The 11,862-nt window shown below is 55.0% G+C and carries 8 protein-coding genes; 3 read left to right on the forward strand and 5 right to left on the reverse strand.

Annotated elements, in window-relative coordinates; translation table 11 throughout:
- Positions 1-281: 281 nt before the first annotated feature.
- Complete coding sequence (locus NR114_RS08100; protein ID WP_115059948.1) at positions 282-959, forward strand: hypothetical protein; 678 nt, start codon at positions 282-284, stop codon at positions 957-959.
- An 80-nt stretch (positions 960-1,039) separates the two neighbouring features.
- Here the strand turns inward: NR114_RS08100 and NR114_RS08105 are convergent, their stop codons facing one another.
- The 3 genes from NR114_RS08105 to NR114_RS08115 form a co-directional block, all read right to left on the reverse strand.
- Complete coding sequence (locus NR114_RS08105) at positions 1,040-1,579, reverse strand: hypothetical protein (RefSeq protein WP_234528981.1); 540 nt, start codon at positions 1,577-1,579, stop codon at positions 1,040-1,042.
- Positions 1,580-1,962: 383 nt separating this feature from the next.
- Complete coding sequence (gene cybB, locus NR114_RS08110) at positions 1,963-2,487, reverse strand: cytochrome b561 (protein WP_081667723.1); 525 nt, start codon at positions 2,485-2,487, stop codon at positions 1,963-1,965.
- Positions 2,488-2,634: 147 nt separating this feature from the next.
- Complete coding sequence (locus tag NR114_RS08115; RefSeq protein WP_234528980.1) at positions 2,635-4,233, reverse strand: ABC transporter substrate-binding protein; 1,599 nt, start codon at positions 4,231-4,233, stop codon at positions 2,635-2,637.
- 303 nt (positions 4,234-4,536) lie between these two features.
- On the opposite strand from NR114_RS08115, the gene NR114_RS08120 reads away from it, so the two are divergent.
- Both NR114_RS08120 and NR114_RS08125 read left to right on the forward strand, forming a co-directional pair.
- Complete coding sequence (locus tag NR114_RS08120; RefSeq protein WP_020825385.1) at positions 4,537-4,791, forward strand: YdgH/BhsA/McbA-like domain containing protein; 255 nt, start codon at positions 4,537-4,539, stop codon at positions 4,789-4,791.
- Between the two features lie 459 nt (positions 4,792-5,250).
- The gene (locus tag NR114_RS08125) at positions 5,251-6,597 is read left to right on the forward strand and encodes a condensation domain-containing protein (protein ID WP_234528979.1); all 1,347 of its coding nucleotides are present in this window, start codon (positions 5,251-5,253) and stop codon (positions 6,595-6,597) included.
- Between the two features lie 101 nt (positions 6,598-6,698).
- Here the strand turns inward: NR114_RS08125 and NR114_RS08130 are convergent, their stop codons facing one another.
- Together NR114_RS08130 and NR114_RS08135 are read right to left on the reverse strand one after the other, a co-directional pair.
- Complete coding sequence (locus NR114_RS08130) at positions 6,699-9,794, reverse strand: amino acid adenylation domain-containing protein (RefSeq protein WP_234528978.1); 3,096 nt, start codon at positions 9,792-9,794, stop codon at positions 6,699-6,701.
- 75 nt (positions 9,795-9,869) lie between these two features.
- Positions 9,870-11,471 carry a condensation domain-containing protein gene (locus NR114_RS08135; protein WP_234528977.1) on the reverse strand — a complete coding sequence of 534 codons (1,602 nt, stop codon included), beginning with the start codon at positions 11,469-11,471 and terminating at the stop codon, positions 9,870-9,872.
- Positions 11,472-11,862 lie beyond the last annotated feature (391 nt).

Here is an 11,862-nt window from a genome sequence, read left to right on the forward strand (position 1 = left end):
ACCTCTTCCGATCTCAAGACGTGTGCTCTTCCGATCTCACTTCTCATATTGTATTATTTTCTGGCCAGTAGCTGTCTAAATGTGAAGTGTTGAGTATGTTTTCTACAAAAATACGTCGCTCAAGATACTTTCACTTAGCGTGATGAGTAATTTTTAGGTGGGATATTTAACTTTACAGTTTAATTCTATTAGATTTTAATGTTAATTTTTATGATTATTTTTTTGAGGTTTTGTTTTGTGTTTTATAAATGACATTAGTGATATGAAAAAGGAGTTTTATTATGGGTGATATTTTAAGTAAGGTATTAGATTTCATCTTTGTAACACTGTCTGGGATGACCGATAATGGTGAGTTGAGCTCTATGCAGGCAGTTTTTATTGTCTTGTTCTCCTCACTAGTGCTTATGGCTTTTTTTCGTGCGAAGGATATTTTCGGAATTATAAATAATACCAAAAATGCAAAGTTAGATGGATATAATTACATTCTGAAAAATTATGAACTAAACAGCACTGATCGTAAATGCATCAAAGATGATATCTCAAGAATTATTAGGTATAGATTGTCGGGTATCTCAGATGTTGCTAGGCAAAGGGTCATCTTTAAATTGATATCCTTAAATAATGAAGTCATCTCGCCTGGTTTTTTTAAAAAATTTAGAACCTTTTTGGAGTTTAAAGATGGTCTCTTGATTTTTAATAAAGGGATAGGTTTTAGACTTGAGTGTCTAATGTATTTTTTATTTTCATTTCAATATTTATTAATAGCGATTTCATTTGTTGCTATTTCACTGTACAAAGGCGATTCAATATTAGCTTGGGAACATTGGTTGTTATATGTGATGGCACTTTTGTTATTTATGATGTTTATTGCATTTGGAAAAATGATCCCTACTCCGAAAGAATGTCTGTTAATTGAGGATTTTCTACAGTTGCAGTATGAGCCTCCATCATCAGAATGACCAATCACCTTGAAAAGGTGATTTCGCCAACCTCATTGATATAATTTATATGAATAAATTATTGAGGCTGGCGAGGGTGACTATTTCTTGACCATAAGATGACTGCGCTCTTCTTTACTCATCGCCTTGTTTGAGCTGGAAATAACGCAGTTATATTCTTTACCTTCATTAATAATCATAAAGGTGCTGACGGGGTTTTTAAAATCTTTGCCGATGGTGAAGTAAACATAATCCTTAGGCAACACATTGGGTTTGAAGGCACCAAATGCATAAACCCCTTCTATGCCGAGTGCTGATAAATCAACCGTAAGCTCCAGCGGCTGCGTGGCCATCGGCGATGGCAGCATAGATTTAGCCGACATCATCATCGAACTGGTATTGACGGTGTATTCGCTGGTGACTTTCATCCCGACATACTTGGAGGTTGGCATCGAAAGTTCTTTCATACAGGCGGCATCGTGCTGCGGGGCGGGGCTGCCGTTTTGTTGCACGGCGTGTGCGTGTTCCAATGTCACCTGCACTTTGCCAGTCACCGGTTGTTTAGTGTCTGCCGCATGAGCCATGCCGACCATCGTGATGGCAGCAATTGTAGGTAAAATAACGCCAGTCATTATTTTCATTACTCTTCTCCTGACTTTTAAGTTTGGAAAAGTCGGATTAACTTTTCCGTGTGTGTAGCCGATAGAATTGAATTAATGAAATCATGGGTAGCACTATGCGGCCCTGTGCCGTCATTGGGCATGGCATAGCAGACTTTAAAAACAACTGGCGTTTTTTAAGATAAATGCAATGAGTGGATAAAAGTTTTTTATTACGGAACTCTGTCAGCCCATGGGCTTATATTTTGTATGAATAACCCTAGTCAAGATCCGGGATAGATACAACTCGGCGTATATAAATTTTTCTAACCGTTTGGCGCCTGGAAATTAATAAGCCAATGGACTATTTCCAATGGCTTATATTTATATGCTTATTATTGCAATGTTGGGGTTGTCATTTCGGGCTAACGCCGATTCAACCAAGGCAGCATACGCACCAGCGCATTGTCCTTAACGATATAGTGATGGAACAGTGCTGCGGCGGCATGCAGCCCGATCAGCCAATAGCCGAAAGCCGCCAGCGTCTTGTGCCAGCCGATAATCGTCCGCGCCTGCGGCCGGTCGGCAATCTCGGCGAACGGCATCGGCAAGCCGAATAAAAACCACTCTTTCCCCCCCAAATAGCGGGAATAGACGCCCAGAATCGGCAACGTCAGCAGCAGCAGGTAAATCAGGCTGTGTACCAGATGGGCTACGCCAGTTTGCCATTTTGCCGGTTTCGGCTCGATAGCGGGGCTGGTGTGGCGCCAGCGTAGAAACAAGCGGGCGATCATCAGAACAAATACCGTCACTCCGCAACTGAAATGGGTCACCACCAGCACGTACCACACCGGGGTGCCCGGTACGGCAAGCCCTCTCAGCTCAATCGTCGTGCAGGTCACAACCAGCAGGATCGCCACCAGCCAGTGCAGACGGATCTGCATCGGCATATAAGAGTTCTGCACCGGGTTACCTTTTGATGTTAAATCACAGTGTTGATGAGAGTAACCAAATGTTACAGGAGAGGAAAGCGCCGGATGAGAATTTCATCCGGCGGATTGCCGGTGTGGCACCCAACGCGGGTGCCACACTTTCACTCAGTTGATCTTGGCCTTGGCAAAGTCGCTGCCGTTAACGTCAACCACATAGCCGCTGACGTTGCTGCGGGTGGCGTAGAACACCTTGCCGTTAGCCAGCGGCAGCAGCGGAGCCTGCTGGGCAAAAATCACCTGTGCCTGCTGATAAAGCTTGGCACGTTCGGCCGGGACGCTAACCTTAATCGCCTGCTGGATCAGCTTGTCGTAGCTGCTGTCGCACCAGCGTGCCGCGTTGGCACCGGTTTGCACGCCGGCGCAGTTGAGCAGGGTAGCGAAGTTGTCCGGGTCGCCGTTATCCGACATCCAGCCATACAGCGCGCTCTGCTGTTCCCCTTTGCGCAACCCGGCCAGATACTGGCCCCATTCCCAGGTGACGATTTTGGCTTTTACGCCCACTTTCGCCCAGTCGTTTTGGATCATCTGAGCGATGCGGCGTGAATTCGGGTTGTAAGGGCGGGCTACCGGCATCGACCAGATGTCGGTCTCAAACCCTTTCTCCAGCCCGGCCTGCTTGAGCAGTTCACGCGCTTTTTCCGGGTTGTAAGCGTATTCGGGCAGTTTGTCGTTATAGCCCAGCATGCCCGGCGGCAGTATCGAATAGGCCGGCGTGCCGCTGTCTTTGAATACCGCCGCAACGATGGCCTTTTTGTCCACCGCATAGCTCAGAGCCTGGCGTACCAACACGTTGTCGAACGGCTTCTTCTGGGTGTTGAACGCCAGATAGCCGACGTTCAGGCCGTCGATGTTGTGCAACTGCAGGTTTTTGTCGTTCTTGATGGCGTCAAACTGCTCCGCCAGCGGGGCAGGGATAATCTGACACTCGTTGGTTTTCAGCTTGGCCAGCCGGGTTTCCGGGTTTGGCGTAATGGAGAAAATCAGGTGTTTGCTGGCCACTTCGCCCTGCCAGTAATGCGGGTTGGCGATGTAGCGGATCAGCGAGTCCTGTTTGTACTGCTGCAGCGCAAACGGACCGGTGCCGATCGGCCAGTTATCGACATATTCCGGGGTGCCTTTTTTCAGCATGGCATCGGCATATTCGGCGGAAAGGATCGAGGCGAAGTCCATCGTCCAGTCGGCGAGGAACGCGGCGTTAGGCTGGCTCAGCGTAAAGCGCACGTGGTCGTTATCCACCGCCTCCACTTTGGTGATCAGCTTGTCCAGCCCGGTGTCGGTGAAGTACTCGTAGTTGCCGCCGGACACCTTGTGATACGGATGATTGGGGTCCTTTTGACGCATCACGGTGAACACCACGTCCTCGGCGTTGAAGTCGCGCGTCGGGGTGAAGTATTTGTTGCTGTTGAATTTCACGCCCTTGCGCAGCGTAAAGGTGTAGGTTTTGCCATCCGGGCTGATGGTCCACTCGGTCGCCAGTGAGGGCGCCGGGGTTTTATCGCTTTCACGCAGCGTCAGCAGGCGGTTGTACAGCACCTGTGAGGTGGCGATAAAGGTGGTGCCGGAGCTGGAAAGCTGCGGGTTGAAAGATTCGGGCGAGGCTACGGTGCAGTAGACCAGGGTATCCGTGGCGGCCAGTGCGCTGCCCGTCGTCAACAGGCCGGTTCCTGCCAACAACAGACCCGCAGTGCTTTGTTTTAAACGCATAAAATGGATGGCTCCCTCAGGTTGATTGAGGACACTGCCGCCGCGGTGGCATTCAGGCAGCCCTCAATTTAAATATAAGTGATTGATCGCGAATATGGGAACTGAGGAATGACGATTGTTCGACGGTCGCAGACCGGCCGGGCGTCAAGATAGCCGATGAAATTGTATGCTTAGGTAAATAACCCCGGTTTTTCGGTTGTCTGACAAAAATGTTATCGACGAGTCACTTTGGGGTCAGCAACCCCCACTTAGAATCACCTCACCAGGCAGAACCTGGTCTGGCCAATCTAATGAGGTGGTTATATGAAAGCGATTAAATATGTCATGGCGGCGTTTATCCTGGCGGTGGTGTCCACCAGCAGCTTTGCGGCCAACAGCGTCAGTTCCGAGCAGGGGCTGACTAAACTCGGCGTGGTCTCCGCCAGCGGAGCTCTGACGCTCTCAGGTCTGGAAAAGCAATTGGCGAAGAAAGCCGATCAGGCCGGGGCCAGTTCGTACCGCATTATTTCCGCCAGCGGAGGCAATAAACTGCACGGCGTAGCGGTAATTTACCAATAATGGCAGGTGCATGCCGTGAGACCGGGGCGGTACTTGTTTTTACCGCCCCAGAAGGTTCCTGTTTTGTTGGTTTGTAGCCCTCATCCTCCGTCACTTAACCCTCGGCCACTCCTCAAGCGCACTCTCCCCGTCAATTAAGTTTGCAGCATGAACAGGTTGTTCTATATTCATGAAAATGATAATAAGTGTTATTATCATTTTCATTTGTAACCAAACCGAAACATCTTCAGTGCGTTGCCCTGGCCTTGGAAAAGGTGGCTGCGCCGTCTCGCTTTACGTGCGCCAGGGAGGTCAAGCACGCCAACCACAACACAATAATAAGGATCACGCCGGGCAGCCCTTGGGCTGGTCATCCAACCGTGTCCGCCATTTACCCCGCTTTTGGCCGTTATGGGCGGCAGCGGGGTTTTCGCTTCCGTTGTTTCAACATTTGTTTATGGCTTATCAAAGGTAGGTAACATGTCGGAAACTGTTTTGGCTACTGAATGGCTGCCGCTGACACCGGCGCAGTTAGACTTCTGGGACGAATTTACCTTGCACCCCGGACAGCCTTTTTCCACCGTCGCTCACGTCACCGAACTACGCGGCGCGGTAGATGAAGAGGCGCTGTGTCGGGCTATCACTCAGACGATGGCGGAAACGCAGGCGTTTGCATTGCGTTTTCGCGGCGGCACTGGCGAGAGTTTGCCGCAGCAGCGTTACGATCCCCAGACAATACCGCAACTTAATCGCCTTGATCTTCAGGCACAGCCCGATCCTTACCAGACCGCGATGCGGCTGATGCAGGCGGATGTCGATCAACCACTGGATCTGTGCAGCCAGCCGGTGGCCGCGGTGTGGTTGATCAGGCTGGGGCCTTCGCGTTTTATTTGGTACGTGCGCGCCCACCATATTGTGATTGATGGCTTTGGCATGGCGTTGGTTGAACATCGTTGTGCCGCGCTGTATGCGCATTTCCTCGACGACAGCGCGGCAGGGCACGCACTGGGCGAGATTCATGCTTTTCAGCACCATGAACTGGCCTATGCGGCTTCTGAACGCTGCGCTAAAGACCGGTATTTTTGGCAGCGGTATTTGCCGCCGTCGCAGACCTTGCCAACGGTGCGCAAAGGCGGCAGGGAATATGGCGTGAAATCCCTGAGTACCAGCACGCCGTTGCCGGAGGAGATCCCGCAGCGGTTGCGTTGGCTGTCGGAACGTAGCGGTATCGGTTGGCCCGATCTGTTGCTTTCCCTGTCCGCCGCCTGGCTGTTCTTTACCTTGCCGCCGTTGCCGCATGACAAGGGCGATTCGCGCACCATGTGGATGCCGGTGATGAACCGCCGCAGCAGCCAGGCCACCAATACGCCGGCGCTGGCGGTCAATACGCTGCCGCTTTTGGTGTCGCTGCGTGCGGAAGAGACTTTGGGCCATTTTCTGTCGGGCATGGCGAAGATGCTGCGTGAGCTGCGCAGCCACGCAGGCTACCGTCTGCGGCACATTGCCGCAGATCGCGGTGTGACGCCGGCCTCTCGTTTGTTTATCTCGCCGTTTATCAACGTCCAGCCGTTTGATCCCGCCGGTTTCAGCGGCTGCACCTGTACGCGACGGGTACTGGCAGGAGGATCTGGCGACGGCGCTAACCTGACCTTCCGCGGGCGCACCGATGCTGGCGATCTGCACCTGGATATCGATGTTTACGTGCAGCAGTTTGCCTGCGATGGGATCGAAGACTACGGGCGTGACCTGCAGGCGTTTTTATTGCGTGCGTTGCGGGAAGAAGCGCTGGAGACGGCGCTCGGCGAACTGGTGGCGGTGCCCGCCTGATGGCCGAAAGGTCAGCGTAATGGTTGGGGCCATGCTCGACCCGATATAAGTTTGAATGAGGTGATAGGGGGCTGCATGCAGCCCCTTTTAGTTTGAACCGTTTAACGTGCCAACAACGCCGCCACTTCCCGCGCATTTTTGCAGGGGATTAACAGCGTTGGCGGTAGTTGGGTGCCAAAGGCCTGGTTAAGCTGCGCCGCCACCTGGCGAATGTGCGGCAGCTTCAACCCCATGCTGATAAAGGCCGTTTCTTCTCCCCATTCCGGGCGCGGCGTTGCGCCGATGGCCTGTAAATAGATCGACAGGATCTTGCCGCTGTGCGCCGGTGGCGCGCTCGGCAGCGGTGCCGCACAGGCATTCAGGCCCGGAGCGGCACGATCGGCGCTGAAGGCTGCGCGGATACGGTGACGGTCGGTCTTGCCGTTACCCGACAGCGGCAGCAACTCGGTATGAATAAAGCGTGTCGGGATATGGGTACAAGGAAGGTAGCCGGTCGAAAAAGCGCGGATCGCCGCCAGCGACAGCGGTTTGCCGTCGTGGGTGAGGTACATCGCCCCGAGCGTCGCTTCGCCATTGTCACCGCCAGGGTAATCCACTACCACGATATCGAGAATAGCCTCGTGTCCGCGCAACACATCTTCAATTTCCGGCAGCGAAACGCGCACGCCACGGATTTTCACGTAGCCGTTCACCCGGCTGGCGAAAAGGATATTGCCGTCCGGGCGATAGTACCCCTGATCGCCGGTACGGAAGGCCCGCAGCGGTTGCCCGTCGGGCCCCTCCAGCGTAACGAAATCATGTTGTTTTAAATCACCGTCCTCCAGATACCCCAGCGCCAGATTCACCCCGGAGGTGTGGATGCGGCCGACCACGCCGGTCGGGCAGTGGGTACCGTCATCATGGCAGATAAAGTATTGGTTAGCCGGCAGCGGCTGACCATAAGGCACGGTGCCGGTGTCCTGCGGCGCTATCGGGTGCCAGATGCTCCAGATGGTGGTTTCGGTCGGGCCACCGAGCGAGAACAGGCTGATGTCCGGACGCAGGCCGCGCAATTGCTGTACCGTCGCCGGTTTGATGTAATCGCCCCCCTGAGCCACCAGTCGCAGCGAACGCAGGCTATCGTCGGTTTTACAGGTAAGCAGCATTTCCAGAATGGCGGGGACCGAACACCACAGGCTGACGCCATGGCGCTCAACCAACTGGTTCCAACTGATGGCGTCCTTTTCCTGATGTGGTGCCGGTAACACCAGCGTGGCACCGGCGCTGAGCGAGCCGAACAGATCAAACATCGACATATCGTGGTGCGGCGGCGTGACCGAAATCATCACGTCGTCGGCGGTGACCGCCCAGCGCTGCAGGGTTTGGCCGATAACGTTGGCGGTGGCGCGGTTATTGAGCACCACGCATTTCGGTTTGCCGGTGGTACCGGAGGTATACAGATAATAACTGGCTTCGGTGCTGACGCTGCGCTCGGTCAGCGTCTGGCTGTCCGGCCGCTTGGCGGCGCCCGCCGTCGGGTCAAGCAGTTCCTCTGGCGTAACCCCGAACGAGGTGTCCAGCTCACCCTTGTGTACCACCAGATCCGGCCGGCAGTTGGTCAGCAGATAGGCGGTACGTTCCGGCGGTGAGTTGATGTCGATCGGCACCCAGATAATGCCCAACAGCGCACAGGCGAGTGAGATGGTTACATGCTCCGGACTGCGCGCCAGATACAAGGCCAGCACGCTGCCTGGCTTCAGGCCACGCTGTTGCAGATTTGCCATCACTGCGCTAACCCGTTGGCCCAATTCCGGGTACGTCAGGCTTAGTTGGTCGCAGATTAACGCGGGGCGCGGCTGCGGATCGTTAAACAACCTGTCGGCCAACTGCGCAAGATAAGGGTAAGCGCTGAATGACGTCTCGCTGTGGTTATGGCGGTAATGTTGGTAATCGATAAATTGCGCGGGGGGAATTTCCACATCGCCGTCCCGGCACATCAACATTACCCGCCGTTGCAATGCGTCCAGCATTGCCTGCACTTGCTCGCCATCCAACGCTTGCTCGGCGTAGTCGACGCACAGCAGCAGGTTCTTGTCGGCATCTTGTGTCAGGCGGATATCGATCGCCACCTGCGGCGTCTGGGTCACGCCGTCATGGTAGCGAACCGGCGCGTTGCCAGGCAGCGTCTCCCACCCCAGGCAGTTGGTGAGGATCACCGGCAGCGCCGGGGAACCCTGGCTGAGGTTTAGCAACTGCCGCGCCAGGTCAACGCCGGAAAATGCCAGATGGTCGAGCGCCCCCAGCACGTCGTCCTGCAAGGCCTGGGCGCGGCTGATAAAGGTGCCCCCCAGGCGGGAATAGCGTACCGCCACAAAGGTAGAGGCGTTGCTGAGCGCACCATTTGCCGCAGGAAACGCCACCGGCACGCCGACGCAGAGTTCGCCGTCGGTGGTCCACTGCGCCAGCGTATCGAGGATCAGAGCCGAAAGGCTGCTGTTGCGCAGCAGGGCATGGGAGGATCCCAGGCGCGAGAACTGTTTTAGAACCTCGCGCGGCAAAGTCAGGTTGGCGCGGCGATAGCGAGAGGATTTGATATTGGCCAGCGGGGTGCGCCACGGCAACGCCGACGGCGTGGTGACGTCCTGTAGCTTGGCTTGCCAGTAGGCGGCATCAATCTGACGCTGTTCCGCCGTGGCTGCAGCCGGTGGGCTTGGCGGCACGACAGGCGGCAGCGGGGCGTCGTCGAACAGCCGGGCGATGACGGTGGAGATACCCTGGCCGTCGAGGATCAGCGCGTCGAAGCTGGTGAAAATCACGGTGTCGTAGGGGTTGCCGGTGGCCTCCTGCGTCTCCGAGAGCTGAATGGCGGCAATACGCCACAACGGCTGCGCGGGATCGTGGCGCTGATGCGAATATTGCTCGCGCAAGTCAGCCAATTGGCGTTGCGCTGCCTGATGGTCGAGCGCACGCAGATCGTGCCGATCCAGATTCAGCGTGGCCTCTGCCCGCACGTGTTGGGTGAAACGCTGGGTATCGATGCAGGTGCGCAGCGCCGCATAGTGCTGCACCAGTTCGCTCAATCGGCTTTCCAGGCGGGCCAAATCCAGTCCCAGACCGCGATATTCGCGAAAGTCGTGCATCGCTACGCCGCCGAGCGGCCATTGTTCGCTGCGCCCGAGCAGGTAAGCCTGCTGCAGTGCGCTTAATGGTGTCTCCATGGTATTTCCCTATTGATTGTCACTAACCCACGAAATAGAAAGCAGGGCGCATGAGACCACGCGCCCGGATCGGTATCAGGCTTTGGGTGCCAGCACCTGCAATAACAGTTGAGCGCCCTCGGCGGCATTGGGGGCTCGCTCGCAGATCACTGCGGCAAGAGCGGCCGGAGTCGGGTTCGCCTCTATATCCTTCGGCGCCAGCGCCACCGGCAGGTATTTGTTAAGTACCGCCAATAGGGCCATCAGAGCGTCCTGCGGCAGTTGCAGGGTACGGATATCGTCATCGTCACCCAGCCTGGCGTCCGGCGCGACCCGCGCCAGCAGCCGGTGCAGCAGTTGGCGAACCGGCATCTGACGTGCCTGGCCCGCTGGGGAGCATTGCGCCAACCACTGCGAAAGTGGCTGATTAAAGCTGTCCGGCCGGTTGGCGGCCCGTTTCAGCAAGGCGCCGTAAGTGGCGAACAGCTGCGGTAACAGCCGATCAGGGAAGGCGTCCAGGCGGACGTCCCAGTTGATCAGAATGCCGCCGTTGGCGTGTGCCACCTGCGCGTCCAGCGCCACCTGCGGCCCCTGGGAAATTACCCACTCCAGCGGGCCAAAGGTACGAGTGACGTTGTCAGAAAACAACGCTTTGCCACGGATGCCAAACCCGGCGGTAAACACGACGGGTGAAGACTGCATGCTGCCTTGCAGGCGCGACAAATCGCGCATCACGCTGACGCCGGGGTAATCGGCGTGAGCTATTAACTCCGCCAGCTGGGCCATCAGGCGGCGGCTGAAAGCCGGCAAGTTTTCAGCCGGGTTCAGCTCCACGCCCAGCAGCACCAGGTTAGAGAAGTCGCCAATGATCGTGGCGAGGTTGGCTTCATCCCGGTGGAACAGCGGCACGTTGAGCCTGAAGTGCGACATGTTCCAGCCATGGCCGACGGTAACGGCAAACAGCGCCAGAAACAGGGATGACAGCGTGATGCCGTGCGATCTGGCGGCATCTTCTAGCGCTTTGGTTTCGCTCGCGCTCAGTTGCAGCGCCAGCCGATCGCTGCGGCAAATATCCGGTGTGCGCAACAGGTGCGGTGCCGGCGGCAGCTGAGGCAGGCGTTCACGCCACCAGGCCTGAGCGCGGGTGCGACGTGCCTGCAGCGCGGTATCGGCATAGTGTCGATCCAGATAGTCAAAGTAGGGTACGCCATTGTCGGCGGGGGATGCCGGACATTGGTGATAAAACCGCGCCAAATCCTCCATCAACACGCGGAAACCCATGGCATCGCCGGCGATCATATCCAGATCAACATGCAGCCTGCTGTGGCCGCCCGGCAGCAGGCTGAGGCTGATATCGCAGGGGATACCTTGTTCCAGCGGCAGTTTTTGGCTGCTTTTTTGCTGCCGTTTGGCTGTGAGCCGGTGGCTCGCTTCGGGGGTATCGAACTGGCTGAAATCGTCCAGATGCAGGCCATGCTCAGGGCCGCAGGGGCTGATGGTCTGCTGGCCATCGGCCGTGATGCACAGGCGCAACATAGGGTGATGCAGGTAAAGGGCGGCAACGGCCTGTCTCAGTCGTTCGACGTCCAGGTCGCAGCAGTTAAATTCCGCATACAGGTGGGCGGATACGCCCCCCAGCGGCGCTTCGGATTGCCGACCTACCCAGTAGGCGGCCTGCATCGTGGTCAACGCTTTCATCGGGTTTCCATCAGTATTGAGAGACTGTAAGAATATATTGCAATGTTAATGGGAATGAAAATTATTACTATTTTTATTTGTTGGTATAAAACGTAAGGGTAATGTGGAAAGGGGAGATTCTCGCTCGCTTATAGAAAATATTAATACCGATATAATTATGTTTTATATTCATTTTAATTGAAATTATTGGTTTTAAAGAACCCACAATAACTGCGTTTTATCGTTCAGCACTTTACCCGTTCTGTATCCTGTTTATTTGTTTAGTTGATAATGATTTGCATTAAAAAATGTAAAATATTATCATTATTAACATTTCTTTACGTTTCCAGACAAAAAATCTGCGTCCGCCCCCGGTTTATCTGGGGTGGGGCGGCTGTCTGCGGCAGGGATA

It is taken from the genome of Serratia sp. Ser99, assembly GCF_024519545.1.
GTDB lineage: Bacteria > Pseudomonadota > Gammaproteobacteria > Enterobacterales > Enterobacteriaceae > Serratia > Serratia liquefaciens.